Annotated in this window: 23 protein-coding genes and 1 riboswitch; of the genes, 8 read left to right on the top strand and 15 right to left on the bottom strand. The window is 50.4% G+C overall.

The window, feature by feature from the left end; translation table 11 throughout:
- Positions 1 to 8 precede the first annotated feature (8 nt).
- Positions 9 to 593, bottom strand: coding sequence for a glycerol-3-phosphate responsive antiterminator (locus tag MJB10_RS25925; RefSeq protein ID WP_314800067.1), 585 nt, complete (start codon positions 591 to 593; stop codon positions 9 to 11).
- A 204-nt stretch (positions 594 to 797) separates the two neighbouring features.
- On the opposite strand from MJB10_RS25925, the gene MJB10_RS25930 reads away from it, so the two are divergent.
- Positions 798 to 1,085 (top strand): DNA-3-methyladenine glycosylase family protein, encoded by a 288-nt coding sequence (locus MJB10_RS25930; RefSeq protein WP_314800069.1) that lies wholly within the window; start codon positions 798 to 800, stop codon positions 1,083 to 1,085.
- A 176-nt stretch (positions 1,086 to 1,261) separates the two neighbouring features.
- Here the strand turns inward: MJB10_RS25930 and MJB10_RS25935 are convergent, their stop codons facing one another.
- Together MJB10_RS25935 and MJB10_RS25940 are read right to left on the bottom strand one after the other, a co-directional pair.
- Entirely contained in the window at positions 1,262 to 1,831 is a 570-nt protein-coding gene (locus tag MJB10_RS25935; RefSeq protein ID WP_314800071.1) for a TetR/AcrR family transcriptional regulator, read from the bottom strand.
- A gap of 17 nt (positions 1,832 to 1,848) precedes the next feature.
- Positions 1,849 to 2,574, bottom strand: coding sequence for an MBL fold metallo-hydrolase (locus MJB10_RS25940; RefSeq protein ID WP_314800073.1), 726 nt, complete (start codon positions 2,572 to 2,574; stop codon positions 1,849 to 1,851).
- Positions 2,575 to 2,707: 133 nt separating this feature from the next.
- On the opposite strand from MJB10_RS25940, the gene MJB10_RS25945 reads away from it, so the two are divergent.
- Positions 2,708 to 3,784 (top strand): M42 family metallopeptidase, encoded by a 1,077-nt coding sequence (locus MJB10_RS25945; protein ID WP_314800075.1) that lies wholly within the window; start codon positions 2,708 to 2,710, stop codon positions 3,782 to 3,784.
- Between the two features lie 619 nt (positions 3,785 to 4,403).
- Positions 4,404 to 4,850, top strand: a complete 447-nt coding sequence (locus tag MJB10_RS25950) for a GNAT family N-acetyltransferase (RefSeq protein WP_314800077.1) — start codon at positions 4,404 to 4,406, stop codon at positions 4,848 to 4,850.
- On the opposite strand, the gene MJB10_RS25955 is transcribed toward MJB10_RS25950, so the two are convergent.
- From MJB10_RS25955 to MJB10_RS25965, 3 genes are all read right to left on the bottom strand, one after another.
- Positions 4,843 to 5,007 (bottom strand): hypothetical protein, encoded by a 165-nt coding sequence (locus MJB10_RS25955; RefSeq protein WP_314800078.1) that lies wholly within the window; start codon positions 5,005 to 5,007, stop codon positions 4,843 to 4,845. The two genes, MJB10_RS25950 and MJB10_RS25955, sit on opposite strands and share 8 nt — an antisense overlap.
- Positions 5,008 to 5,708: 701 nt before the next feature.
- Complete coding sequence (locus MJB10_RS25960) at positions 5,709 to 6,911, bottom strand: ATP-binding protein (protein WP_314800079.1); 1,203 nt, start codon at positions 6,909 to 6,911, stop codon at positions 5,709 to 5,711.
- Positions 6,908 to 7,582, bottom strand: coding sequence for a response regulator transcription factor (locus tag MJB10_RS25965; protein ID WP_314800080.1), 675 nt, complete (start codon positions 7,580 to 7,582; stop codon positions 6,908 to 6,910). Before MJB10_RS25965 ends, MJB10_RS25960 begins: the two co-directional genes overlap by 4 nt.
- Positions 7,583 to 7,778: 196 nt before the next feature.
- On the opposite strand from MJB10_RS25965, the gene MJB10_RS25970 reads away from it, so the two are divergent.
- A complete protein-coding gene (locus MJB10_RS25970; RefSeq protein ID WP_314800082.1) occupies positions 7,779 to 8,264 on the top strand; it encodes a hypothetical protein in 486 nt (161 codons plus the stop codon).
- A gap of 3 nt (positions 8,265 to 8,267) precedes the next feature.
- Here MJB10_RS25970 and MJB10_RS25975 read toward each other — a convergent pair whose 3' ends face one another.
- Entirely contained in the window at positions 8,268 to 8,807 is a 540-nt protein-coding gene (locus MJB10_RS25975) for a PadR family transcriptional regulator (RefSeq protein WP_314800083.1), read from the bottom strand.
- Positions 8,808 to 8,927: 120 nt separating this feature from the next.
- Here MJB10_RS25975 and MJB10_RS25980 point away from each other — a divergent pair, with 120 nt between their 5' ends.
- Entirely contained in the window at positions 8,928 to 10,424 is a 1,497-nt protein-coding gene (locus MJB10_RS25980; protein WP_314800084.1) for a DHA2 family efflux MFS transporter permease subunit, read from the top strand.
- Between the two features lie 55 nt (positions 10,425 to 10,479).
- On the opposite strand, the gene MJB10_RS25985 is transcribed toward MJB10_RS25980, so the two are convergent.
- The 3 genes from MJB10_RS25985 to MJB10_RS25995 form a co-directional block, all read right to left on the bottom strand.
- Positions 10,480 to 11,469 (bottom strand): Gfo/Idh/MocA family protein, encoded by a 990-nt coding sequence (locus tag MJB10_RS25985; protein ID WP_397386649.1) that lies wholly within the window; start codon positions 11,467 to 11,469, stop codon positions 10,480 to 10,482.
- A 158-nt stretch (positions 11,470 to 11,627) separates the two neighbouring features.
- Positions 11,628 to 13,421 carry an ABC transporter ATP-binding protein gene (locus tag MJB10_RS25990; RefSeq protein WP_314800086.1) on the bottom strand — a complete coding sequence of 598 codons (1,794 nt, stop codon included), beginning with the start codon at positions 13,419 to 13,421 and terminating at the stop codon, positions 11,628 to 11,630.
- A 189-nt stretch (positions 13,422 to 13,610) separates the two neighbouring features.
- Positions 13,611 to 14,654 carry a GGDEF domain-containing protein gene (locus tag MJB10_RS25995; protein ID WP_314800087.1) on the bottom strand — a complete coding sequence of 348 codons (1,044 nt, stop codon included), beginning with the start codon at positions 14,652 to 14,654 and terminating at the stop codon, positions 13,611 to 13,613.
- Between the two features lie 200 nt (positions 14,655 to 14,854).
- Between MJB10_RS25995 and MJB10_RS26000 the strand changes: the two genes are divergently transcribed.
- A complete protein-coding gene (locus MJB10_RS26000; RefSeq protein WP_314800088.1) occupies positions 14,855 to 16,018 on the top strand; it encodes an iron-containing alcohol dehydrogenase in 1,164 nt (387 codons plus the stop codon).
- A 207-nt stretch (positions 16,019 to 16,225) separates the two neighbouring features.
- Here MJB10_RS26000 and MJB10_RS26005 read toward each other — a convergent pair whose 3' ends face one another.
- The 4 genes from MJB10_RS26005 to MJB10_RS26020 all read right to left on the bottom strand — a co-directional run bounded on the left by MJB10_RS26005 (position 16,226) and on the right by MJB10_RS26020 (position 20,957).
- Complete coding sequence (locus MJB10_RS26005; RefSeq protein WP_314800091.1) at positions 16,226 to 18,550, bottom strand: ATP-dependent DNA helicase; 2,325 nt, start codon at positions 18,548 to 18,550, stop codon at positions 16,226 to 16,228.
- 325 nt (positions 18,551 to 18,875) lie between these two features.
- Entirely contained in the window at positions 18,876 to 20,273 is a 1,398-nt protein-coding gene (locus MJB10_RS26010) for a M23 family metallopeptidase (RefSeq protein WP_314800093.1), read from the bottom strand.
- A gap of 127 nt (positions 20,274 to 20,400) precedes the next feature.
- The gene (locus MJB10_RS26015) at positions 20,401 to 20,628 is read right to left on the bottom strand and encodes a cold-shock protein (protein WP_314800094.1); all 228 of its coding nucleotides are present in this window, start codon (positions 20,626 to 20,628) and stop codon (positions 20,401 to 20,403) included.
- Between the two features lie 128 nt (positions 20,629 to 20,756).
- Complete coding sequence (locus tag MJB10_RS26020; RefSeq protein WP_314800096.1) at positions 20,757 to 20,957, bottom strand: cold-shock protein; 201 nt, start codon at positions 20,955 to 20,957, stop codon at positions 20,757 to 20,759.
- A gap of 302 nt (positions 20,958 to 21,259) precedes the next feature.
- Between MJB10_RS26020 and MJB10_RS26025 the strand changes: the two genes are divergently transcribed.
- Together MJB10_RS26025 and MJB10_RS26030 are read left to right on the top strand one after the other, a co-directional pair.
- Positions 21,260 to 23,374 (top strand): multicopper oxidase family protein, encoded by a 2,115-nt coding sequence (locus MJB10_RS26025; RefSeq protein ID WP_314800098.1) that lies wholly within the window; start codon positions 21,260 to 21,262, stop codon positions 23,372 to 23,374.
- A 900-nt stretch (positions 23,375 to 24,274) separates the two neighbouring features.
- Positions 24,275 to 24,374: riboswitch (purine riboswitch) on the top strand.
- Positions 24,375 to 24,440: 66 nt separating this feature from the next.
- Positions 24,441 to 25,775, top strand: coding sequence for a 5'-deoxyadenosine deaminase (locus MJB10_RS26030; RefSeq protein ID WP_314800100.1), 1,335 nt, complete (start codon positions 24,441 to 24,443; stop codon positions 25,773 to 25,775).
- A gap of 722 nt (positions 25,776 to 26,497) precedes the next feature.
- Here MJB10_RS26030 and MJB10_RS26035 read toward each other — a convergent pair.
- Positions 26,498 to 26,698 (bottom strand): cold-shock protein, encoded by a 201-nt coding sequence (locus MJB10_RS26035; RefSeq protein ID WP_314800102.1) that lies wholly within the window; start codon positions 26,696 to 26,698, stop codon positions 26,498 to 26,500.
- Between the last annotated feature and the right edge of the window lie 111 nt (positions 26,699 to 26,809).

A 26,809-nucleotide genomic window follows, 5' to 3' on the forward strand; every position in this document is an offset into this window, starting at 1 on the left:
TATGTATGCTACCGCTGATCGGCCGGACCCTTTTTAGTCCCCTCATAATGCTTCCATAGCTCATGGTTCGAAGTCGTCACCGCCGTTGCACCTGCACTTAGGGCTTGCTCCACATCCTCCACCGAACGAATCAGTCCCCCTGCAAAAATAGGAATACCCGAACGCTCCTTCACCTCTCGAATGATGTGCGGAATGACACCAGGCATAACCTCGATGTAGTCAGGCTGCGAGCGCTCCAGCAGCGCATAGCTTTTCTCCAGTGCCGAGCTGTCCAGCAGAAAAAGCCGTTGAATCGCGAGCAAGCCGTTCTGCCTTGTTTTCGTAATGACATTGCCGCGCGTCGAAATAATCCCCGCTGGGCGGATCGTTTGGCACAGAAACTCTGCCGCGAACTCGTCGTTCTTGAGCCCCTCAATGAGATCGGCGTGAAGCAGCAGCTTTTTGCCGTTCGCACGTCCGAGGTCCACGATGCTTTTGAGCTGTCCAATATGACTGTCGAGCAGCACGATATACGTGTAGGCCGACTTCATCAGCTTCTCCAAATCCTTCATCTTGCGTATGGCTGGTAAAATAGACTGCTCCTGCAGCGACATAACGCTCACCTCTGTTCTCTGAACCTATCTCAACATGACCGGTTCTAACGAAAAAAGACTCACCAAGATATGCCATTGATATTCAAAGGGCAATCTGAGTGAGTCTCCTGTTCTCCGTCACATGATATTAACTTACCTGTATTTTACTGAAAGGATGGTGGCTGTGTCAATGGGAAGGGGATTCAGGATGTAGATACTGTTGAGTTGCTGAAGCAACTAACGAGCGTAAAGGGCATCGGCGTATGGACCGCCGAAATGTTTCTCATTTTCACGTTGGGCCGGCCCGACATTCTATCGCTGGGCGATGCGGGTCTACAGCGAGCAGCCCGCTGGCTGCATGCCCTCCCTGAGCGCGCGGATAAGAACTACCTAGGCGTAGCCGCTGCCAATTGGGCGCCGTATCGCAGCTACGCCTCCCTTTATTTGTGGCGCGCTATCGATACGGGCCTTGTGGATGCTGGCTTGCCTGTGGAGGCGTGCGGGAAGGGCTAGGCACCATTGGCTGCAGCTCTACGCATGTTGTATTTACTACAACATCCTGAGCACATTTAAACCATTTCGCAAGCTAAGTTGCACGACGTACAACCTTTCTGTTGTACAAAGTGCAACTTCGAGGGCGTAAAAACACCTACGCTAGCTCACCATTACAGATTCACGCAACATCCTAACTAACTCCTCCCGACCGACAACCCGCGCAAATACGTCTGCAGCAGCCGACGCAAGCTCTCGTCCCGATCGAGCTCCATGCGGAAGCCGTTCTGCCGCTCGAGCGAGGCGAAGCCGTGCACCATGCTTCGGAACCCGCGCACCACGTGCAGCGCATCCTCTTCGCTGAGTCCGTAAGGCGCCAAGAGGCGCAGCAGGAAGCTCACGATCGAAGCGCCCGCCTCCTGCAGTTCAGCATCCTCGTAATCGGGTAGCGCCGTAATCGCCTCGTAAAGCCCAGGCTGTTTACGAGCAAAAGCCACATAAGCCATGCCCGCCGCCAGCAGCGCCTCGTCCTCGGCTTTGCCAAGCACCGCCTCGATCATGGCTTCCTTCGCGAGAATCAGCCCTCGTTTTGACAGCTGCTTCCTCAGATTAGGTAAACCCTTGATGTGATTGTAAAGGGAGGGGGTTTTGATATTTAGTTTGGCGGCCAGCGCAGCCAGCGAAAGCTGCTCAATCCCTTGCTGATCGGCGATTTCAATTGCCGCTTGCACGACCGCTTCTTCGTCTAAACCTTGTCTGCTAGCCATGGTGAAAGCCCTCTTTTCTAAATGGTCGCGGTTGCGCCATGAAATTTCGCCGTTGCTTCTTCAATCGCAGCGTCCATAATTGCCGCAGGATGCTCAATCATTCGCCCGTGGCCAACGGCAAGCAGGCTGGGCTCTAGCTGTTTCATTTTGCGCGCGCTCGCCAGGGATGCTTCTTTGCTCCATGTCGCCATGGCTGGGAATGGGAACCCCCATTTAACCACGCCCGACACCGCTGCACCTCCGCGCACTTGAAGCGCATCGCCCGCGATCAGCGCGCCGCTCCGCACATCCAAGAAAGACATCGAACCCGGCGTATGCCCAGGGGTGGCGATAGCCTGCAACGAGCCGACGCGATCACCCTCTTCGAGAAGGACATCCGGCTTTGTTTGGACGCCTTTCGGTATGCCGCCTTTGATCGGCGTTTGGGCCTCTCCGGCCTCCAACTCCACATTGCCCGCCAGCAGCTTCGCATCTCTCCGAGAGATGTAGACCCCCGCTTGTGGCAGCACCTTTTTCAAACCGTCCAAAGCTCCGACATGATCGCCATGCGCATGGGTTAGCACAATCCGCGTGATGGGCTTCCCGATCCCCTCTGCTGCCTGTAGAATGCCCTTCACACTAAATGGCAATGCTGCATCAATCAACGTTAATTCCGACTCCTCCTCCACCAAGTAACAATTCACAGGGAAAAATCTCGGCATAAAAGCTACCTGATACAAAAATCCGTTTCGCGTTATTTTCATTGTCCAACGCCTCCGATTAACTATTTATATTAGTATAATAACTAATAACATTAGTTTTGTAAATAGGCATTGCAATACATCGTTGTGGTAAAATAGAATCTGATCACCCATTCCCACTATGTGAGGTTTATTTATGAATGCTGAGACATTAGCTCTTTTTAAAACGTTAACTGAACTGCAAGCGGCTCCTGGCTTTGAGCGAGAAATCCGTGCCTTCGTCCGAGGCGAGCTGGCCAAATTTACCGATGAATTCGTGCAGGATGGGCTCGGCAGCCTTTTCGGGGTTGTGCGCGGCGATGAAGCAGGTCCGCGCATCATGGTTGCCGGCCACTTCGATGAGGTCGGCTTTATGGTGACGGGCATCACCGAGCACGGCACGGTGAAGTTCCAGCCGCTCGGCGGCTGGTTCAGTCAAGTTCTGCCCGCGCAGCGCGTGCAGATTATGACGGCGAACGGGCCGATCATCGGTGTGATCGGCTCGGTGCCGGTGCACTTGCTGGACGAGGCTGCGCGCAGCAAGCCCGCAGACATCAAGACGATGTACATTGACATCGGCGCTGAAGATAAGGCCGATGCACTCGCCATCGGCGTCAAGGTCGGGCAGCAGGTCGTGCCGGTCTGCCCGTTCACACCCATGGCCAATCCGAAGCGGATTATGGCCAAGGCTTGGGACAATCGCTACGGCGTCGGCCTTGCGATTGAGCTGTTGAAAGAGCTTCACGGCGGGCCAAAGCTCCCGAATATCCTGTACGCCGGTGCCACCGTACAGGAAGAGGTTGGCCTGCGCGGCGCGCGGACGGCTGCGAATCTGATTCAGCCGGACTTGTTCTACGCGCTGGATGCGAGTGCGGCCGCCGATATGACAGGCGACCGACAGGCTTGGGGGCAGCTCGGGCGTGGCGCCCTGCTGCGCATCCTCGATCCCACGATGATTACGCACCGCGGGATGGTCGAGTTCATTCTGGATACGGCGGAAACGCATAAGATCCCGTATCAGTATTTCATCTCGCAAGGCGGAACGGATGCGGGGCAAGTGCACGTACAGGGCAGCGGTATTCCATCCGCTGTAATTGGCGTGTGCGCGCGGTACATCCACACGTCCACGTCGATTCTCCACGTGGATGACTACGCCGCAGCAAAAGAACTGCTGATTAAGCTAGTGCAAGCCAGCGATCGCACTACGCTCAATACAATCCATGCGAACGCATAATGGAGTAATAAAAGGCGGTCCCCTCGTTGGGGCCGCCTTTTGCATGCCATAGAAAGCTACTTCTACCCTCTCGTATCCACCCCATCAATCGCCAATCTACCTCATCCTCAATTTAGCAGCGGTCAACCACTTCTATTCAATCCAAAACCAGCTAGTTTTTCAAAATAAGAGTGGTTGACCACCCTTAACTGCTCACAAATGACGTCAAACTACCCTCATTCCACACTTTAGGAGCGGTCAACCACCTCTATTTCGCCCAAACCAGTCAATCTTCCAAAATAAGAGTGGTTGACCACCCTTAATTTCCCGAACCGCTTCGCTCCCCTAAATTCCCCCCAATCAACCAACTAACCCTCGGTCAACGCACTCATATTCAACCGAAAAACGCTTCACCCTGAAAATAAGCCGTATATAAGTACACCCGTTCCCTTTCCCACTTCACTAACAACGCAGCAAAGCCTCAAACCGTTGATATAGCGAACAAATCAGACATTCTCGCCGTTCATACTATATACAAAAATTTACATAGAATTTTTACCTTTTTTTCATAAATATAGAACTAATGTTCCAATATATGGTACAATTAACAGTATCAATCGTTTTAGAAAGAAGGATACCCATGACCTCCATTATTCGCGAAGCAACACCCCAAGATACAACCGCCATTTCTGCACTCATTTCCCAACTGACAGGCAAATCGATCTCCCCTCTGCATATCGAGAATCGATTATATAGCATGCGAGACAATCCCGATGAGCTGCTCTACGTGTATGAAGAGAAGAATCGCATTCTGGGTACGCTTAGTTTTCGAATCAAGCGCGATGCCGAACAATTCGGCCAACTCATCTTTAGCGAAATTTCGGTGATGTCTGCAGCGAACGACTCCCCAAGCGCTCAGGATCCTCGCGCACAGTTGGAAGACTATGCGGTACAGCTCGCCAACAAGCATAATTGCGCAGGCATGATGTGGCTAACGGAGACGGGGGCTGCCCACCCTTCTCGTGAAGCTCAATCCCCGATTGGCTTTGATGAAACAGGCTATCGCTTTGTGAAACGATTCATTTAACACCTCCTAGATACTCCTCCTCCTTCGAGGCAACCTCGCAGGAAGCCTCACTTGGATATTTCGGCAGTGTAATACGGACCAAGGTGCCGATTCTAACCGTGCTTTTCGTGGAGACGCCGTACATTTTGCCAAAATGCAGCTGGATCCGTTCATTCACATTGCCGATTCCATACCCATCTTGGAGCCACTGGCATGGAAGATCTGATCCAGCTTTTCCTGGCTCATCCCGAGTCCATTATCCTCGAATTCCAGCTCGGGTTCCACACCGCTCACGAACGTGCCGAAAAGGCAAATACGAGAAAACCGCGAAAGCGCTAGCAACACGATGAAAACACAAAAGAAATGGCATAAAATCGCCTAGTTCTGAATAATCTGAATATTTACAATATTTTAATAATGGGCTATGATGAATTCAGGCTCACACGGAGGACAACCACAATACACCAGCACGGTGCGAAGCAGCTCAGGGCCTGAACATTCGTCAGAAAGGGGATAGTCCATTGGACCATGTTAGCGAAGCATACCACTCCCTTTAGTCTCAGCGACAGGAGAGAAGATGAGGAACGACTCACTCGTTCAGCGCGTATGCGGGAATCCAGTTAATCGATCACGAGCAGACATTCGAGGAAAGGAAATCTAGTGAGGAGCTGTCGTCAGAGCAAGGTCGTCACTACCGAGGAAAGGACACGTTGATTGGTGAGGCACATAGCAAAGGCAACTACGGGTTCACGAAATTTCGGGGAATGGAGTGTGTGGGAACATAATTGAATAGTCAACAACATACATAGAGACCACCGGTTATCATCGATAAGCGGGGTCTCTATTTGTATTGGTCTGAAGTTTTGAAATGTTGTGAGGTTAGCCCTGCAACCCAGCCTCTTGATGAATAGGCAGACTCACGATGAACGTCGTCATATCCTCCGCTTTACTCTCAACCTTGATTGTACCGTGATGCATCTCCACGATTTTCTTTACGATCGAAAGGCCAAGCCCATTGCCGCCAGCGGTACGATTGCGCGATTTATCCGCTTTATAGAAACGTTCGAAAATATGCAATTGATCCTCTTCGGGTATACTCGGTCCATTGTTCGAGATCCGAATCACCGCTTCATCCCCGTAACTTGCTGCACGAACACGAATGGTCCCCCGTGTAGGCACGAACTTCACAGCATTATGAATCAAATTCGTCCACACCTGCGAGAGCAAATCTTCATCCGCGGCAATCGTGATGGTATCCAGTTCGATGTCCATCTCAATATCTTTATCCACCCATTGCGGTTCACAGGCTAAAATATGGTTGCGCAGCTGCTTATCCAAGCGATAGCTTGCGGGCTCGAAGGGATGATGCTGCGACTCCAACGAAGTCAGCTTGAGCAAATTATCGCTTAGCTTGGAGAGCCTAACACTTTCCGTCTCGATAATGGTCAAATAATGCTTTCGCTCTTCGGGCGATAGCTGATCATTCTGCAAGGCGCGGGAGAAACCGCTGATGGACGTTAATGGCGACTGGATTTCATGGGAGACGTTCGAGATGAATTCCTGCCTCATTTTCTCCAGCTGACCTAAGTCTGTCGCCATTTGATTAATGGAATCGGCAATTTCCCCGAAAGGGCCATTCCGCGGGTCATTATCCACCCATACGTTGAAATCCCCGCGGGACATACTGCGTATCGCTTGATTCAAACTTTGATAGAAAATTAATTGATGCTTTCGAAAAAACTGGCCCAAAATCGCCATCGTCATCCCCCAAAGGAACATGCCGCCAATGCAGTTGATCAGCTGAACGACGACTTCAGGAGGGCGTTTATCAAGTCGCGTATACAGATAATCAGATCCATAGAAAGTGCCAAGCCAATACACGATAATCAACGCGAAAATGCCAACGCCAAATAAAATACCGCCCACTTTCTGGCGTAAGGTCTGTTTTGGAGACCCCTTCTTCAAGCGACGCCGAAGTTCCCGTTGCTCCTTCCGCTCCCGCTTAATCTGCTCTCTTAGCTCCATGCGCTCGCGCGAACGCTTCTCAATTCGCTCACGATGCAGCTTATGCCGATTGCTCATCCGAGCACCTCCAACCGATAACCCAAGCCCCGAATCGTCGCAATGCGGAACGCGTGCCGCTCCTCAGGGAAACGCTCCCGCAGCCGATTGATATGCACATCCACTGTCCGTTCATTACCTTCGTAGTCGAAGCCCCAAATCTGCTCAATCAATTGATCGCGGGAAAAGGTTTTGCCTGGATAGCTGGCCAGCTTATAGAGCAGCTCAAATTCTTTGAGCGGCAGCGTGACGCTTTCGGCGCCAGCGGTGATTTCATACGTTTTGCGATTCATCGTGAGATCGCCAGCTTGGATTGTCTGCGAGGCCGCGATCTTGTAGCGCTTGAGCAGCGCTCTCACCCGCACCGCCAGCTCCATCGGCTCGAAGGGCTTGACGAGGTAATCGTCAGCGCCGAGTTCGAAGCCTTTGACCTTCTGCGCGGTCTCGCTCTTGGCCGTGAGCATCAGCACCGGCATATCGTAATGCTCCCTAAGCTCCTTGCACAGCGCCCAGCCGTCCATTTGGGGCATCATCACATCGAGAATGACCAGATCGACTTGAACGGTTTGCAGCAGCTTAAGCGCCTCAACACCATTGCCCGCCTCTACGACTTGAAAGCCTTCATTCAGCATGAAAACGCGAACCAACTCACGAATATAAGGATCATCGTCTACGATCATAATCGGTGCCATTTGTCATCCACCCTCGCTTTAAGGAAGTTGTTAAATTCCAAGGTTGTACGCGAAATATTCGTATGAATGTAGCATAAGTGTGCAATATAAACTGAATATAAACCGAAGATGTCCCTATTACATGAAAGGGCTTTCTTTGAAAAAAGTTTTATGATAAATTTGGGAAAAGGAACACTTTGAGGGGGTTGTGACCTGTATGACGAATAATACGTTAGCGGTTTTCAACAAGCTGACTTCCGCAGAAGCGGAATCCCTATTTCAACGCGAGGTGGTCTCGGAAGGATTTGCAGGCTTTCGGCGTTTACTTGACAGTCTCACCGATGCGATCAAAACCGCTGGAGATGCCGACATCGGCGATCTAGAGCAATCCTTGTTGAAGGCGAAGCGGCTATTTCCAGAACCCGTGACGTTCAGCCCTTCTTGGGAGAAGATCTGGCCTGAGCTCGAAGCGAAGATTGCCGCGAAAAAACACATTTTCTCCGCCATCCCCGCATCGGAGCGCCACGGCGAATGGCAGGTCATTATGGACAATCCGCTCGTTGTGCAGGAGGTTGTCTGTTACCCAGCCCTAACCTTCGCGGATGCCGCCTATCTCTATGCGTATTTCCGCCCTCAATTAGAGAAATCCGAATATATTCGCCTGCAAAAAATACAAACGGTTATTGAAGAAATTGGCGGGTGACCCTTAGGTAAGCTTCCCCTTCATCCACTCGCACCACACCAAATCTGCGTCTACTTTCATGGAAGCCTTATGAATCAGCACATACATCCCAAATTCCGGATCATGTATATCCAATTCGTCGAGCGGTTTCGCACTCCCTTGTTTGAGATTTTCCAACAAGTGGGCGAATCGCTCTTTTTTCTTCAAATAATAAACCTCGCGTTCCTCCAGTACTTTTCTCGCCTGCTCTTGATTGACCAGCCCGATGCTGTACACCTTCAGCGAAAGCTCATCCCGCGTCACGGGATCATCCGTTGGCAGTGTAATCCAATGGCGCAAAGCGTCCAATCCTTGCTCCGTGATCGTATATACTTTCTTGTCGGGTTTGTCCGACTGCAGGACGTGGACGAAATCCACATGCCCTAATCCCTCTAATTGCGCTAAAAGCGGATAAATTTGACTATGCTTTGCTTGCCAAAAAGGCTGTATATGCTGCATAAGCTCATAGCCGGAACGGGATTTTTTGGCTAAAAGGCTCAGTAGTCCATATGAAAGGGTATTCATCGTATCTCCTTCTTTATGTCACAATTGACATATATATAGTTCGGTAGTATGATGATGTCCATTCAAATTATAGAGAATACTATCTTGTAGTTCAATGGATAGCGCGGAGGAGGCAAGATTTTGAGTACACCAGGTAAAGATGATTTACAGCATGTCCGTTTCTGGCCCATTATGATCGCGATCTTCTTCGGATCTTTCGTTTCTATTTTAAGCATGAGTACGATTAATATTGCCATACCGATGCTGAGTGAGCATTTTCATTCAGATCTAAGCATTATTCAGTGGACCATCACAGGGTTCATGTTAGCCAGCGGCACAATCGCTCCGATTACAGGTTATTTAGGAGAAAAATTTAGTTATAAGCGCTTATATGCCCTAGCTTTGATTGGGTTTACCGTGTTTTCGCTCCTATGTGCGTTAGCTTGGGATTCTTCATCGCTGATTGTTTTCCGTATTATTCAAGGTGCCTTCAGCGGTTTGATTATGCCAGCAACGATGACCATCGTGTATCAAGTGATTCCCCGTGAAAAACAACCGATCGCGATTTCCCTCTGGTCCTTGGCCGCCATGATGGCGCCTGCGATTGGCCCTACCTTAAGCGGTTGGTTATTGCAAAATTGGAGCTGGCACTGGTTGTTCCTCATGAACATCCCTGTCGGTGTCATCGCAGTCATTCTCGTCTTACGGTTAATTCCATACTATCGTCTAGCTGTTCCTAAAAAGTTTGATTCCATCGGCCTCATTACTGTCGTTATTAGCTCTTTATCCTTGCTTGTCGGCTTCTCCCAAGGTCATGCGTGGGGCTGGACGTCCGCTCGCATCCTAGGCTTATTCGCCTTCGGCGTTGTCGTTCTGCTTCTGTTCATTTGGCGCGAATTAAGTGTTGAGTCGCCATTATTGAACTTACGCGTGATGAAAAACACCCGCTTTTCCCTGTCGCTGCTCATTTCGAGTATCGTGACGATTAGTCTTTATTCCGGCACGTTCTTGACGCCGATTTTCTTGCAAAACATTCAACACGTTACCCCGCTGGACACTGGATTAATCCTACTTCCTGCATCGCTGGTCATGGCGCTTAGCATGCCAATTGTCGGCAAGCTGTATAGCATCGTTGGGCCTCGTGTGTTAATCTTTACAGGGATTACGCTCATTGCCGTCGGTACGCTTACATTAAGTTGGTTGAGCACGGATGTCTCCCGCAGCTACATCTTGTTCTGGATGATCGTTCGCAACCTCGGGATTGCCTGCGCCATGATGCCATCGAGCAATGCTGCGATGGAACAGATTCCGAGAACGATGACGGGTCATGCGACTTCGATCAATAACTGGGTTCGTAACGTGTTCGGATCGCTGGCCATTGCCCTGTTCACTTCCGTATTGTCTTCACAAACGGTTACACACAGCAAAGAGCTTGCCCTTGGCGGCATGAAGGATAAAATTCAACTCGGTTCCCATGCTTTCACGATGGGCGTAAACGATGTGTACTTGCTTGCTACCTTTATCGTGTTAGCCGCTTTACCGCTGAGCCTATTCATCCGTAAAAATACTTCTACGCCAAATAAACCATCTACGGCGTCTGAACCTGCTGTGACGGCGCCTCGCGCGTCCAAAGCATAAGACAAACCCCAGTCGGGTGTGTGATTGTTCACACGTCCGACTGGGGTTTATTTGTTTAGCGCGCGCGGTAGAAGTCGCGTAACAATTCATCCATAACGCGATTGGTGCGCGCGGCTGAACGCCCTGTGCTCGGGCTGCGACCGATGCCTCTAAGCTCGTCAACGACAGTCTGAATCAGCGGCTGTTGGACGTGCGCGGGATTCGGAATGTTCCGTTCCTCGACGGAACCGTCCGCCAGCTCGATGCGCAGATCGCCGCTGAAGGTGGAGAACGATAGTTTGCCGCGGCTGCCGACAATTTCATTCACGTCCTGATGGGTGTAGGAGCTGAAGCTCCAAACTCCCGTACCCATGACACCTGACTCGAATGCATAGCTCGTCGTGACGATATCCTCAACCTGCTTCAGCCCGCCAGACTGGTTGCTGGCAAAGCCCTTCACCTCGCCGATCGGCCCAAGCAAGTAATCTAGAATATCCAGCGTATGACTAGCTAAATCAACGAACAGCCCGCCGCCTGACAGCTCTGGCTGAATGCGCCATGGCTCAGTTCCTTCTTCATAGGTCCTCAGCGTCTGCAGATACGTAGAATGCACGAACCGCACATCTCCAATGACGCCGCTGTCCAGCAATCGTTTGATCTCCACGAATTTTGGCAGCCCTCTGCGATAGTACGCAACGAACAAAGGCACGCCCGCGGCTTCTGACGCCGCGATCATGTCCTGGCATTCCGCATGATTGCGAGCCATCGGCTTCTCCACATAGACAGGCTTGCCCGCTTGCAGCGCCAGCAGCGAGTATTCATGATGCGAGCCTGGCGGTGTCGCCACATACACGGCATTCACGTCTGGGTCATGTACGAGCGCTGCCGCATCGTCGTACCACTTGGCGACGCCGTGTCGCTGCGCATAGTCAGCGGCCAGTGCGCCATTACGGCGCATGACGGCGACCAGTTCCGACCCCTCTGCCTTCTGGAGGGCGGGACCGCTTTTGACCTCGGTCACATTTCCGCATCCAATAATTCCCCAACGTACCTTATCCAAATGAATGAGCCTCCCTTACCTGCTTGTCGTTACTTACATATTCGACAGAGGGGGAGGCTCTTCCTGTGGAAACTCCTTTAAGATCCTTTAAACCGCATGTAGAAACGCGCTTTAACTCGTCATGTTGTACACGGCACAACATGACCACTAACTAGATCCCTATTTTACTGAGCGTAAACAGGCGAATGCTCCGCAATAAGCTGCTCTTGAATCTGCAATTGCTGAGCAGCGAACTCGCGATACATTTCGTGCGATTCGATCAATTCTTGGTGCGTCCCGCGGCCTGTGACGACGCCTTTATCGAGGAACACGATCTGATCCGCGTCCACGACAGTCGACAAGCGATGCGCAATGACTAAGGTCGTGCGTCCTTGCATCAAATTCTGCAAAGCCTGCTGCACCACAACCTCCGATTTGCTGTCCAGACTCGATGTCGCTTCGTCCAGCATGAGAATCTTCGGATCCCGCAGCAAGGCGCGAGCAATCGCAATCCGCTGGCGTTGACCACCGGACAATTTGATACCGCGTTCGCCTACCTCGGTGTCGTATTTTTGCGGCAGTTCCTCGATGAAAGCATTGGCATACGCCATCTCCGAAGCCCGCTTCAGCGCCTCCTCGCTCACTTCATGCTGCAAGCCGTAACAGATATTATCCCGAATCGTTCCCGCAATCAGCGGACTTTCCTGCGATACATACCCGATCTGGCTGCGCCAGGAAACGAGCGAATATTGATCAATCGGCTCCGCACCTAGCCGAATTTCCCCGGACTGCTGCGCATAGAAACGTTCCAGCAACGAGAACATCGTCGTCTTTCCGCTTCCGCTCGGCCCGACGATGGCCGTAACTTTGCCCGCTTCCATCGTGAAGCTCACGTCCTTGAGCACCGCTTCGTCCTCTTTGTAGCCGAAGTTCACATGCTCGAAATGCAGCGATTGCGAAGCATCTTTCACCGCAACACCTGCGTGAGGGTCCTCTTCCTCATGGTCCAGAACTTTCAGAATCGTATCCGTGGCGCCCATCGCTTTCTGTGTTTGGGTGAAGAACTGTGTAATTTGCGTGATTGGCATGACAATTTGGAACAAATACAACATGAACGCCACCAATTGCCCCGCTGTAATCGCCCCAGAAGCTACGCGTGTTCCCCCATAGCCGAATAGGACGACAAACAACATAAGCATAACGAACATAATCAGCGGTGACATCAACGCTTGAATGCGGCCTTCTTTTAGGCCAAATTTGAACAGCTTCTGAATGCCATCGCTACCCTCTTTATACTCGACAGGCTCAGCGTTTGCGGCTTTCACGAGGCGAATTTCGGACAGCACACGATTCAGCACCGATGTGAAGCTTGCCGTCTCGGCCTGCAAGCCCTTAGAAACCTTATACATTTGCATCCCCAGTGGAAAAAGAATGAGGAAGGCAATCGGGAATATGCTGAACATGATCAGTGTCATTTTCCAATCCATAAACAACAGCACCACGACAGATCCGATAATGGAAATCATCCCTGTGATGAATCCAGCTGTATGCTCCGCAATCAAACCTTTAATGATCGCCGTGTCATTCGTCATCCGCGAAATCGTGTCACCCGTCCCATGGTTATCATAATAACGAACGGGGAGAACGAGCAGCTTTTTCCATAAGCGATCTCGAATCCCAGCTACCACACGCTGCCCTGCATAATTGAGCAAATACGTAGACACGCCTGAGGCAACAGCCGATGTGACGAACGCGAGCGCCATGCCGCTGACTTGCCACCAACTGACTGAAGATAGGGAGAAGTTATCGACGACATTTTTCGTGAAAAGCGGGATGACCAGGGAAACCACGGTCGCAATTACGCTTAACCCTAGTGCAATGCTGAGCAATAGCTTCGGGGGATTCGCCCCCATCAGTAAGCGCAGGAAGCCACGCCAATTACTTTTTTGTTTCCGTTGTTCTGTTTTGTTCAATGCCATTTATCTCTACTCCTTTGCTTGTCGGATGTGATCTTATTGCATAGTTTACACCCCTATTTTAAACAGAATATAAACGGAACCGAATCCGTCCACAGGAGGAATGCCGAGAGTGCGTGAACAGCAAAAAAGCCCCTTTACAATGCGCGCCGCGCCTCATAAATGAGCTTTTATTTTAGAAAATGAGGATGCCTATACAGTTTGAGCCGCCCATAGCAAGCGGTCCTTGCCTTGATCTTTCGCCTGATACAGCAATTCATCCGCAGCCGCTACCAGCTCCGATTTACGTTGACCCTGATCGCGAATGACCGCACCAAAGCTCATGGTGACACGGAACGTCTCTTCCCCATTGTAAAACGTCTGCATGCGTAACTTCTCCATAAGTAACTGCAACAACTGCGTCACCCTAGCTTGATCATTCGTGTAAAAAATAATCGCAAATTCCTCCCCGCCATAGCGGAAGGCGCGGCCTTCGGCGCTTGGAATGAGGGTATCCATGATGTCGCCGATCATTCGGAGAACAGCATCTCCAGCCTGATGGCCGTGTTCATCGTTAATTTTTTTGAAGTAATCGATATCTCCCATGGCCAGTGCCATAGGTCTTCTGCTGATGATAATTTCCCGCATATGCTCTTGAAAGCTGCGATGATTGTACAGCCCCGTCAAGTAATCTTGCTTCGCTAAATTTTCGAAAATCCCTTTTTCGACAAAATGCTTTCGCTCCCTCGCTACAATAATACCTCCAATGACACCAATCATGAGCAGAAAAGAAACATTCATGAAATGCCGTGGGTAATCCTCCGCTGTAATTCCGCCATCGATCCAGTACCCTATGAACAAATAGCCAAGGATAATCATCCCCGTCGCAACCATCGCGCCACGGAAGCTCCAGTACAGTGAGGCATGCAGAATGACTAGAAATCCAATCGGATAAAGGTAGCTATGGGTCCCGCCCGTTAACCCCAAAATGGAAAGGAATGCGAAATAATCCATTACCACGCCAAATCTCGTCATAAATCGATAAAAAAATGAATTCATCGGGAAGCGATGCAGGGCAAATTCCGTTAAGCCCATATACAAGATAGCACCGACGAACATCGAGCAAAATAGCTTAAGATCCTCTGCGGTCTTGTGGTAATAATTTAGAAATAAATAGGATGTGGCAACAACAAGAAACCACCTCACACAGCTGTAGGTGATCTCTAAGATATGATCGGACTTTCTTGTTTTAACCATGGGAAATCACTTCCTGTGAACGATGACGTTTCTACATGATTTTGTCATTCTATGTCAGATGGTCGTTGTCCTGCTTATTAGCAAAAATTTCATATTACTTTGAATAAAAGGGGGAGGTGTCGCAAAATTTTATTTTTAAGTATCTGTACTCTATAATTAGGCAGAAGTCTGATACCTACGCTCACTAAGGAGGCGCTACAATGAATTCCTTCACTTTCCATAATCCAACCACCCTTCACTTCGGTCAGGGACAGTTAGCTAAGCTTAGCACCGAGGTGCCGAAGTACGGGAAGCACATTCTGCTCGTATATGGAGGCGGCAGCATCAAAAGCAACGGCATTTATGATAACGTGATGCAGCTGCTGCAAGGTCTCGATGCCACGGTCATCGAATTGAGCGGTGTCGAGCCTAACCCGAGATTAACGACGGTTCACCGCGGTGTTGCGTTGTGCCGTCAGCATAGCATTGATTTGATCCTTGCCGTTGGCGGCGGCAGCGTGATCGACTGCGCGAAAGCCATCGCGGTTGGCGCCAAATACGAAGGCGATTTCTGGGATATCGCGACGCGTAAAGCGGCCGCTACAGGAGCAATTCCGTTAGCAACCGTTCTCACGATTGCGGCCACGGGCTCTGAGATGAACTCTGGTTCGGTGATTACGAACTGGGAAACCCAGGATAAGCTCGGCTGGGGCAGTCCCCACGCCTTCCCGAAATTTTCGATCCTTGACCCTGCTCACACGACTTCCTTGCCTGAAAATCAAACCGTCTACGGGATGGTTGATATCATCTCGCACGTTATTGAACAATATTTCCATCACGATGCCAACTCCCCCGTGCAGGATCGCTTCTGTGAATCCCTTCTGCGTACGGTTATCGAGACGGCACCGCTTCTGCTAGCGGACTTGAATAACCTGGAGCATCGTGCAACGATTCTGTACAGCGGAACGATGGCGCTGAACGGCATCCTCAGCATGGGCGTTCGCGGCGATTGGGCGACGCACAATCTGGAGCATGCGGTTTCTGCTGTCCATGATATCCCGCACGGCGGCGGACTCGCTATTCTCTTTCCGAACTGGATGCTCCACACGCTGGACGCGAACGTGGGACGCTTCAAGCAGATGGCCGAGCGCGTGTTCCACATCGACAGCGCAGGTAAAACTGATCGGCAAGTTGCCGAGGAAGGCATCGCCGCACTGCGCGCCTTCTTCACCTCCATCGGCGCACCGAGCCGATTGGCGGACTACAACATCGACGACACGACCATCGAGCTCATGGCTGACAAGGCGATGATCTACGGCGACTTCGGCAACTTCCGCAAGTTGACACGCGCGGACGTGGTGGAGATTTATCGAATGTCGCTGTAGTCCGTACACGTCCAGTGCAAATATCGGATGATTAGCGCATCTACGTTCTGTCCCACAAAGAAAAGGCTAACCATGAGTAGACACTTCCTCTTCATGGTTAGCCTTTTCGGCGTGTGTAGACAACCCAATTCGCCATGCAAACGATAGACGTACGTCTTCAACATCAACCGTCCAGCTTTCCAGCACACAGTACCCCTTGCCGCCCACCTACCGCTGTATCGGCAGCACGGAATAGTCGCGCCACTCCTCTGGCAGTAATCGCTGATAGCGCGGCTGCAAATACCGATCATCGATCAGCAGCAGGACGCCGTGATCCGTCTCCGATCGGATCAAGCGTCCTCCCGCCTGCTGCACTTTATTCATGCCAGGATAGACATAGGCATAGTCGTACCCGTTCTTGCCTGTGGAATCCATGTAATCCTTGATCAGATTACGCTCAGGCCCCAATTGCGGCAGTCCTACACCCACAACAACGACACCCGTTAGCCGATCGCCAACGAGATCAATGCCCTCGGAGAAGATGCCGCCCATCACAGCGAAGCCAATCACTGTCCGCGCTGCCCCTGCCTGAAACGCAGCAAGGAAGTGCTCCCGCTCCTCTTCGGACATTTTCGCCTGCTGCACCAACACCTCTAGCTGATGCCCCTCCGGCCCCTCGTTCATCACGACGAGATCCGTGAACGCCTCATACACACTGCTCATATACGCGTATGACGGGAAAAACACCAAATAATTGCCCGCACGCCCCGTGACCAGCTCATACACCGAACGCGCAATCAACGTTCGACTCTTCTCGCGATCTTGGTAACGTGTCGAAATGGGCTGAATCCGCACGTCTAACTGCTCTTTCGCAAACGGTGACGGAACCTTCACCGAGTAATCATGCTCCCCTGCTCCCAGCGCGTCCATATAGTAGGACAACGGCGACAGCGTCGCTGAGAAAAACACATGCGAGCGATACCCCTTGCCCATTTGCTTCAAGAGGTGAGAGGGGTCCAAACAAGCCAGCTTCACGCTAACCTCATTCCGATCATCGGTTGAAAGCGTCACATAACGCTCGTCGTACAGCTTAGAAGTGCGAACAAAATTGTGTGCGCTGAAATACGCCTCGAGCAACAACGAACTCTGCGAGAGTCCGCTCCCTAACTCTTTTTCAGCTACAAGAATAAAAGCCTCCACTAGATCAAGCAACGTCTCAGGCAGCGCTTCCTCCACCAGCATCTCCCGTTCTCCCATTCTCTTGCGGAGCGCGATGAAATACGCATTGATCCCTTTAGCCGTATCGTGAAGCTCCTTGCGAACGCCTTTGAACTCGCGCTGCAGCGCTAGAAAAGCCGACTTAGACAGATCACTGGCATACATCTCCCGCGCGCGATCCACCAGATTGTGCGCCTCATCGATCAGCAGCGCTGTGTAGCGTTTCTGCTCATCCCACAACCGCTTCAAATTCACCCGCGGGTCAAAAATATAATTATAATCACAGATCACCGCATCCGCTGCATAAGCCACATCAAGCGCAAACTCAAACGGGCACACGCGATGCTTCCGCGCATACGTCTCGATCACCGTGCGTGTCATCACTGTCTCATGCCCCAGCAAATCCAGCACTGCATCATTCACTCTGTCAAAGTAGCCGTCGGCGAATTCACAATACTCAGGCGTGCACCGTACTTCCTCCTTCAAGCACACCTTCTCTTTGGCCGTAATCGTGATAACATGCAACCGTAAGCCCTTCTCCTGCAAAAGGGTAAAAGCTTCCTCCGCCGCGGTCCGCGTAATCGTCTTCGCCGTCAAATAGAAAAACCGCTGCAGCAATCCCTCGCCCATCGCTTTCACAGAGGGAAACAGCGTCGACATCGTCTTCCCGATCCCCGTCGGCGCCTTAGCAAACAGCTTGTGCTCGTCTTGAATCGACGTGTACACCGCGCCAGCCAGCTTCCGCTGTCCTTCCCGATACTGAGCAAAAGGAAACGGCAGCTCTTTGATGCTCCGATTCCGCCGTTGCTCGTGTTCATGCTTCAAATGGGCATAGGGATGGTAGCGCGCGATCACTTCATACACGAAAGCCTCCAACTCTTCCAATGTGGCTTCCTGCACAAAATGCCGCGTCTCCTCCGTATCCACCTGCGTATACGTAAGTTGAATCCGCATCGTGCCCAGCCCGCGGTCTCTCGCCACCATATAAGCGTAGAACTTCGCCTGTGCCCAGTGCACAGGGTAGCCATCCTCCGGTATGAGCGCGATATCTGACGACGTTGATTTGATCTCATCCACCGTCAACATGTCGCCATCCGCACCTAGCAGCAACCCGTCGCAGCGCCCATCTATAACAAATAAAATCCCCTCATATACGATCTCCGCTGATACATACACCTCGTGTTGATCGGAATCGCCGTATTGCTTCTGAATGCGCTGATGCGCCTTCGTGCCATCTCGCAGCGCCTTGCTTGACCGAAATTCCGAATCCAGGCTGCCGCTGCGAAACACATATTCCACGAGCGAGCGCACAGACATGTTGACCATGGTTTGCATCACAATTCTCCATCCGCGAACATTTGTTCCTTATTATACCATTAGTTTTTCTAAAAGACTACTTGGCTAAAGCATATGAATTACTCGATGATAAATAGTAAATGGCACAAAGTGGCTGCTTATCTTCATCCCCAGATGAGTACAATATTTATGTCTCAGATAAATCAGATGGGTGGGCTAATGTCATGACAACACACGACCAACAACAAAGAAATCACGATAAGGACCAGAGAGATAACAAACCGAATCACGGTAAAAGCAGAAAAAAGAAAAAGTAACAAAAGCACAAAACAAGCCCTAGAGGATTCCCTCAGGGCTTGTTTTTTTACTTCGTCCACTTGAACGGTGTGGTATTAAAAAATAAATCCGGATTAGCCTGAATATTATGCGCCCAAAAAGTAAAGTGCAGATGCGGCCCCGTTGAGAAGCCGGTGGTGCCGACAAGCCCGATGATATCGCCTTGTTTCACGCGATCTCCAGCTTTGACGCGCAGTTCGGAGAGATGCGCGTACTGCGAGAACAGCCCCATGCCATGGTCAATATAGATGGAATTGCCGGTCAAATACAGGGGTTCCGCCAGCGCGACAACCCCGTCGTTCGTGGCCTTGATCGGTGTGCCTTCTTTGGCGGCCAGATCCAAGGCCATGTGCGAGCTGTCATATTTCCCGTTCACATAACGGGTGTACCCATACGGCGTGGTCAAAATCCCCTCGATCGGCTTCACAAACGGCCCGTTGAACAAAAAAGTCGGCTCCGACTTGCTCCGCGCCAGATCAATCTTTTTCTGATCCGCGTTAATGCGCGCCGTATCCTGCTTCATGCTCTCCATCTGCTCGGTTACCTTCAGATACTGTGTCTCGAACTTCTTCGCTTTAATTGTCAGCGTCTGATCACCGATCGGATACGCGCCTGGCTTGACGCTCATCCCAATCGGCAAATACGTGAAATACCCCGCATCGAACGGCTGCAGCGTATAGGTCTTGTCCTGCCAGGCTATGCTTCCTGGCTCCTTGTGACGAACAAGCACCACATCGCCTGGCGATGCTTGATCGGGGAAGAGCCGCCAGTTCGCGCTCATCGCTGCTTTAGCCCCAGCTGCATCGGTATACAAAGCGGCTTCCGTCTCCAGCTGCTGCAAATGCGCTTTCTCCCCTTGAATTGCTGTCTTCGCCGCATCTGTCATGCCGTCTACCCATGTCTGACCGCCATCAACGGTGAGCAAAAGAGGGCTTTGACTATCCGCTGTACGAGGAACAAGCGCCCAACCAATCTTCGGTGTCACAAACTGTGACTGCTTCACAGGAAAGGTGGTGCCGTTCAGCGCTACAGACTGCACGCCAGGATACCCTATAACATCCACTGTCTCCAAGCTTAACAGCTTGTGGATTGCTTCAATACCGACGGGTTCAATGCCAGCCGTATCCGCTGCAGCTTCCGCAGAGGCTGCATCTGCCAATTCTTGCCAATGACCGCCGCCGTCCTCGGTCCGCACGACGCCGTCTGCGTACTTCACCCAGCCTCGATCGAGATCGAGCATGCGAAACTCCAACGCCACACGCGGTGTTGGCGTAGGCACAGGCGTTGCTAGTGCCGCAACCTTGTCAGCCTCCTTCTGGTTGAGCACCGCCTCAAATGGCGATTTGCCTATTAAAATCACTGCACTAGCCGCAAGGATGCAAGCACCAGCCAGCAGTGGCCATTGGCGCCGTTTATGTGGTCTCACCAGCGATTCTTCCTCCTTCGGATTGCGAACAGGTTGTCCTTCTTCCAGACACCTCGGTACCGCCTCATTTCCTCTTATCGTAACACAAAAAACCCGGAGACAGCTATGCCCCCGGGTCCTCTACTACTTATATTTGTACGCCCTTCTTGAGCGCTTTCTGTTCACTATTCGTGTTATTCACTAATGGAAGCAACTTCACACTTCGAATCATGCTAGACTGACATAAATGGCAAGTCGGCACGTGATCGAATGCAAAATTATCTCGCATCCAGCCTTTACAGCCTTCATTTTCACAAGACCATATCGTCACATTTTCTAGAGGCATCTCTTCAAGCGACTTTTTTCTGGAATACATGGATAAACCTCCTTAGAGTTTTCGTTAGAAAACTGGCTTCGTAAGCATTCGCTTTAAAGTTACCTAACATCTGCCTTAAATTGAAAAAGACTGCCATTACTTGCGTAAAGGCAGTCTCTGTAATTATATTACAGTTTTACAACGTTCTCAGCTTGTGGTCCGCGGTTACCTTGAACTACGCTGAATTCTACTGCTTGACCTTCGTCAAGAGTTTTGAAACCTTCGCCTTGAATTGCGGAGAAGTGAACGAATACATCGTTTCCACCTTCAACCTCGATGAAACCGAAACCTTTTTCTGCGTTAAACCATTTTACTGTACCAGTAGCCATTGTGAAATACCTCCAAAAATTATTAACATGTTTTATTCTTCAAAGAGAAAAAATTCACACATTGTATAAGGTTCACTAACAAAATGAAAACCCTTTACAATATGTGAATTCAGGTTCTTTTTGTCGATTGGATTCATCATAACACAGCCGCTATGAAAACGCAAACTATTTCCATTGTTTACAAGTGGAGGCGGTTCTGATCCCCCAACTTTAGTCTAGGATGCAACTTAGTCTACAGACGGTTTGATGCTTAGAAGGGAGGGACTATACTTGACATATCGAGCATAGGAGGGTTTTCAACCGTGTACACCATTAGTATTCAAACGATATTAAGCGCCAGTTTATTGTACGTCATCTTCACTTGGATCGGCAGCGTGAAAGCATCCCGTTTCCTATACAGCGGCAGCTTAGAGAAGCTCCAGCGCAAAACACGCAAGCTATTGTTCTGGGCGTGGTTCCCCGCCATACCTGCTGCCGCGATCACAGCGGCCATCATCTGGCTGCAGCAACATATGGAGCCGACCTTCTGGAAGGACCGTCTTTTCTTCAACGTACCGCTGGTCGTTCTTCCGCTTTTGAGCATGTGGTTCGTGTCTGTCCCTCTATTAATGAAGCTCCGCTCCCTAACCAAGCAAGGAGTAGCCGAAGGCAGCGGTAAGATCGAACCGATGATGTTCCAACTGGCTGCAAGCCCTAGACTCATTTTTCCCTACCAACTAACGGCGCTTAGCGCTCTCACTTCGCTTTACTTCGCATTAGTTCCAGCAACACCGTTCGAGTGGTTACAGGTCGCCGTACCTCTTGCTGTTCTCGCTCTACTGTCAGCGGGACTATGGTGGAGACACCAGCTTCGCGCCAAGCAGGTCAGCAAAGTTGAGCTTTACCAGGCGCCTCGTCTATGGAAACGTATGTTAACGATGACAGGTGTGCTCATTGTTATTGCTGGGGTCGGATACTATGGCATCACATTTGCGATGGATAAAAGTGTCCTGCCATCCGAGATCGACATGGCAAGCGGCACGCATGATTATGGCGGCGGCCCTTCTGGCGAGCATGCCCATCATGATATGACCGCCATGGCAGGAATGCCAGGCATGGTCGCCGTCACCGAGCTGACGGGTCCGAAAGAGGGGACGCCTGATCGTCATTTTGACCTTGTTGCACAGAAAAAAACGGTCACTCTGCCCTCTGGCAAAACGATAGATGCATGGACCTATAACGCCCAAATTCCTGGGCCCGAGCTGCGCATGAAGGAAGGCGAACTTATTGAAGTGACGTTAACGAACCACGACATTGAGCAAGGGGTAACGGCGCACTGGCACGGCCTCGACGTTCCCAATGCAGAAGATGGTGTTGCTGGTGCCACGCAAAATGCGGTGATGCCAGGTGAAACCTATACGTATCGTTTCCGCGCTGAACAAGTGGGCAGCTTCTGGTACCACTCGCATCAGGATTCCAGAGAAGCCGTAAGCCTAGGGCTATTCGGGGCACTCATCGTAGAGCCGAAGGATTCGGCTGTGACAACTATTTTGGCGGGGGCGCAGCCAGTGAAAGATATTACGGTTCTGTCCCATCGTTGGAAAGGCGCGATCACCATCGGCGCTTCAGATGAACTTGATCGTCAGGCCGTCGCGCCAGGCACACCTGTCCGCATGCGGCTGATCAATACCGACGATTGGGTCGATCAAGTGTATACACTTGTCGGAACGCCTTTCGAAGTCGCGGCCATCGACGGTACTGACTTGAATAAGCCAGATGTTCTTACGAATACACATGTCATGGTTCCCACAGGCGGTCGCTTCGATCTTACATTTACAATGCCAGATCATCCTGTTTTTTTGCAGATGGAAGGAAACGCGAAAGGAGGCATTCTGCTATCCCCAAACGGTCAAGGGAATGTCCCTGAGATCCCGAAAACACTGGCGTTCGATCCACTTATCTATGGAAGCCCGAAGGCAACGCCTTTTGATGCGGATAGCAAATTCGATCGCAATTTCACACTCATTTTAGATAATAAATTAGGCTTCTATAATCGGAACTTCAACTTCCTTTATACGCTGAACGGGAAGGTGTTCCCTGATGCGCCGATGTTTATGGTGAAGGAAGGGGATCTGGTCAAAACAACGTTCATCAATCGCGGCAATGTGGAGCATCCGATGCATCTGCATGGCCACCATATGTTGGTGCTTTCACGCAATGGCAAACCAACTACGGGAAGCCCTTGGTGGTCAGACACCTTGGATGTACAGCCCGGCGAAACGTATGAGGTCGCTTTCGTCGCCAATAATCCTGGCTTATGGATGGATCATTGCCACAACCTTTCCCACGCCGCTTCGGGCATGTCGATGCATGTGATGTATGAAGGAGTGACGACGCCATTTTCGGTGGGGAGTGGGACGTTGAATCATCCGGAATGATGCGTGGAATAAATAGTTCTTTATACCTATAATTTAAAATAGGTTTTCTTATTAAAAAATTAGGTATAAGTACCTAATTTAAAACTTAGAATTAAATAGACTTTGTTGGGACAAATAGCCAAGCCTCTTCTGCTAAACTGTAGTTACCGCCTATCATTTGGATGGCGGTCTTTTGCTTTTATAGCGAGTGAATTTCATATGAAATTCGATGATATCAAGGATACTTAGACCTATCGTTTGATTATTTTCCGAAGATATGGATATTTTGTGAAAATTTTAAGTTTTCATTAATGTAAATTATTACATGTTAATATTCCATAATTATACATACAATTAAAATTTTTTGAGGGTAATAATACCTACTTTTTCGAATAAAATTACACGAGACGAGCTATTATTATTTAGGTAATTATACCTATTAGTTAGCAACTTTTTTTACAGCAAATTGGCAAGATACCGTTTTGGCGTTGAGGGAGATGGGTATTTTCAGAGTACCTAATTGGAGAAGATGGGGGAGGGGAAGGATTGTCTGATCGTGAGTATGGTACTTAAATAAGATCGCAGCATGTGCGTATTCATCCTCAAAAAGCTGTTCAGTCAACCATAAGCATGCAGTAATACCCTATATCCTAAATTTCAAAGAGTACATTCCCTTTTGCTAAATAATACGCACTGTCAGTGGTCTTAAACTACAATTTGCAAGGCATCCATGAGGAATAGGCACACTATGATGTCTAATTTTTCACCGAAGCCAATAAAAGGCCGTTTGTGTAGAGCATAGGGTAATTTCCCTAAATGAAAACAGGCTTTTTTTTCAAAAAAGAGGGAGGGCATGTCACCTTAACTTACACATCGTTGACAAAAAATGCCCCGCCGTTTACTCTAAAGAAAGCAGTCACGACAATTGCATAGATCACCTTTCGTATAACCTCAGTAATCGGACTGAGGGTCTCTACTTAGAAACCGTAAATTTCTAGCTACGAAAAATGTGCAGACCGGCATATTTTTCATGGCTAGTTTTTTTGTGCCTAAATCTTCATACATTAGGAGAGTAGGAGGTTGTACGATGACAACTATTTTAATTAAAGATGCACAAATCGTGACGATGAACGCGAACGGAGACATTCTAACTGGGGATTTGCTGATTGAAAATGACCGTATAACCGCGATTGGGCCGAACTTAGATGCTTCACCTGCGGATACGATCATCAATGCCAAGAATCGCACCGTCATTCCCGGCTTTATCCAGACCCATATCCACCTTTGCCAAACGCTGTTTCGCGGGAAAGGGGATGATCTCGAGCTGATGGATTGGTTGAAACAGCGGATTTGGCCGCTGGAAGCGTCCCATGACGAGGAGTCGATCTACTATTCGGCGATGCTCGGGATCGGCGAACTCATTCAGAGTGGAACAACGACGATCGTGGATATGGAGACGGTGCATCACACGGATTTTGCTTTTCAGGCGATCGCGGAGAGCGGTATTAGGGCTTTATCCGGCAAGGTCATGATGGATAAAGGAGACGAAGTGCCGTTCGCTCTGCAGGAAAATACGGCAGATTCGCTGCAGCAAAGCGTGGATTTGCTCGAAAAATGGAACGGCCACGACGACGGTCGGATACAGTATGCGTTCTCGCCGCGTTTTGTGATCTCGTGCACGGAGGAGCTGCTGCGCGAGGTGCGCAGCTTGTCGGAGCACTACCAAGTGAAAGTGCACACACACGCTTCTGAAAATCGCGGTGAAATTGAGATTGTTCAAGCCGAGACGGGCATGCGCAACATCGTTTATCTAGATCATCTCGGCTTGGCCAACGAGCGGCTCATCTTGGCACACTGCATCTGGCTCGACGAAGATGAAAAACGGATCATCCACGAGCGCGGCGTGCATGTCAGCCACTGTCCCGGCTCGAACCTGAAGCTCGCTTCAGGGATCGCCGAGACGCCAGATATGCTGAAGCTGGATATCTCCGTCAGCTTAGGTGCCGATGGAGCGCCGTGTAACAACAATCTCGATATGTTTAACGAGATGCGGTTGGCGGCGCTCATCCAGAAGCCCATCCACGGACCAACCGCGATGAACGCGCAGACGGTCTTCCGCATGGCGACGATCGGCGGCGCGCGTGCTGTCGGCATGGAGAAAGAGATCGGATCGCTCGAAGTCGGCAAGAAAGCCGACTTGGCGATACTCGATCTCAACAATTTTCACACGTATCCGTCCTACGACGTGGATCCGATCTCGCGCATCGTCTACTCAGCGACGCGCGCAGATGTCGAGACGACCATTATCAACGGTCGGATCGTCATGGAGAACCGCATCCTGCGGACGGTGGATAAGAATATCGTCCTGCCTGAAGCGAATCGCTCGATTAAGCGATTGCTGAAGAGGGCAAACCTGCGGTAATAGCCATTGAGGCTGGCTGCCATGGAAGGACCCGGTCAGGACAGTGCGGTAGACTCCGCATACTATAACGTTAGCTGTGTGCGCCCCAGCTGGTGGCGCCCTGGCGGTCCAGCGCCACCTCTCAGGTGCAAAGTCCGCTATCTGGCGCCTAGCTCGGCACCTGTAGCGTACTCGGGCCCATAAGGCCGCGTAACGCGCGAAGAACAGTTCTTCGGGACAGCGGTGCAGCGCATGGCAATCGCCTCGTAGCACTGGGCGTCGTCCTAGGCATGCGCCGCAAGCACCACCTCAGCTGCTCTGAAGATGGGCCTGGCCAATTGTTGATGAACCACAATTTCACCTTCCTGTCCAACTTTAGCTGTGGTTAACCACTCCTATTTCGCCCAAGACTAGCTAACTCCCTAAAATAAGAGTGGTTAAACACTCTTAAAAAGCCCCTTCCATCGCAATTCCACCTTCCAACCCAACTTTAGCAGCGGTCAACCATCTCTATCTCACCCAAAACTAGCTAAATCCCGAGAATAAGAGTGGTTGACCACTCTTAATCAGCCCCATTTACCATAGATCCCCGAAAATGAGCGGGTTCGAGGTGACATGTGAGTGGGGGATGGGTTGATATGCACGGTTAAGGAAGGTCAACCAGTCACCCCAATCTCTGAACGCAAAAAAGACCCTTACAAGTAAGGGTCTCTCTTAGAGAATGCTATATGTGCAAGCGAAGCTTACAGTTTAACAACGTTCTCAGCTTGTGGTCCGCGGTTGCCTTGAACTACGTTGAACTCAACGCGTTGGCCTTCGTCCAAAGATTTAAAGCCTTCACCAACGATTGCGGAGAAATGTACGAATACATCGTTTCCACCTTCAACTTCGATGAAACCAAATCCTTTTTCTGCGTTAAACCATTTAACTGTTCCTACTGCCATGGGTAATACCTCCAAAGTTTTATTAACATGTCTTTTTTCTTGTTTCGAACAAAAAAATTACACATTGGAAAAGGTTTCATTCTCGTATAAATGAGAACCCTTTGCAATACG

The organism is Paenibacillus sp. MBLB1832, assembly GCF_032271945.1.
In the GTDB taxonomy this organism is placed as follows: domain Bacteria; phylum Bacillota; class Bacilli; order Paenibacillales; family NBRC-103111; genus Paenibacillus_E; species Paenibacillus_E roseopurpureus.

Excerpts from the sequence above, each read along its gene's own strand:
- MJB10_RS25925 (WP_314800067.1), bottom strand. The coding sequence starts at position 593 with ATGTCGCTGCAGGAGCAGTCTATTTTACCAGCCATACGCAAGATGAAG.
- MJB10_RS25935 (WP_314800071.1), bottom strand. The coding sequence starts at position 1,831 with ATGGCTAGCAGACAAGGTTTAGACGAAGAAGCGGTCGTGCAAGCGGCA.
- MJB10_RS25940 (WP_314800073.1), bottom strand. The coding sequence starts at position 2,574 with ATGAAAATAACGCGAAACGGATTTTTGTATCAGGTAGCTTTTATGCCG.
- MJB10_RS25945 (WP_314800075.1), top strand. The coding sequence starts at position 2,708 with ATGAATGCTGAGACATTAGCTCTTTTTAAAACGTTAACTGAACTGCAA.
- MJB10_RS25950 (WP_314800077.1), top strand. The coding sequence starts at position 4,404 with ATGACCTCCATTATTCGCGAAGCAACACCCCAAGATACAACCGCCATT.
- MJB10_RS25960 (WP_314800079.1), bottom strand. The coding sequence starts at position 6,911 with ATGAGCAATCGGCATAAGCTGCATCGTGAGCGAATTGAGAAGCGTTCG.
- MJB10_RS25965 (WP_314800080.1), bottom strand. The coding sequence starts at position 7,582 with ATGGCACCGATTATGATCGTAGACGATGATCCTTATATTCGTGAGTTG.
- MJB10_RS25970 (WP_314800082.1), top strand. The coding sequence starts at position 7,779 with ATGACGAATAATACGTTAGCGGTTTTCAACAAGCTGACTTCCGCAGAA.
- MJB10_RS25975 (WP_314800083.1), bottom strand. The coding sequence starts at position 8,807 with ATGAATACCCTTTCATATGGACTACTGAGCCTTTTAGCCAAAAAATCC.
- MJB10_RS25990 (WP_314800086.1), bottom strand. The coding sequence starts at position 13,421 with ATGGCATTGAACAAAACAGAACAACGGAAACAAAAAAGTAATTGGCGT.
- MJB10_RS25995 (WP_314800087.1), bottom strand. The coding sequence starts at position 14,654 with ATGGTTAAAACAAGAAAGTCCGATCATATCTTAGAGATCACCTACAGC.
- MJB10_RS26000 (WP_314800088.1), top strand. The coding sequence starts at position 14,855 with ATGAATTCCTTCACTTTCCATAATCCAACCACCCTTCACTTCGGTCAG.
- MJB10_RS26005 (WP_314800091.1), bottom strand. The coding sequence starts at position 18,550 with ATGCAAACCATGGTCAACATGTCTGTGCGCTCGCTCGTGGAATATGTG.
- MJB10_RS26015 (WP_314800094.1), bottom strand. The coding sequence starts at position 20,628 with ATGTATTCCAGAAAAAAGTCGCTTGAAGAGATGCCTCTAGAAAATGTG.
- MJB10_RS26020 (WP_314800096.1), bottom strand. The coding sequence starts at position 20,957 with ATGGCTACTGGTACAGTAAAATGGTTTAACGCAGAAAAAGGTTTCGGT.
- MJB10_RS26030 (WP_314800100.1), top strand. The coding sequence starts at position 24,441 with ATGACAACTATTTTAATTAAAGATGCACAAATCGTGACGATGAACGCG.
- MJB10_RS26035 (WP_314800102.1), bottom strand. The coding sequence starts at position 26,698 with ATGGCAGTAGGAACAGTTAAATGGTTTAACGCAGAAAAAGGATTTGGT.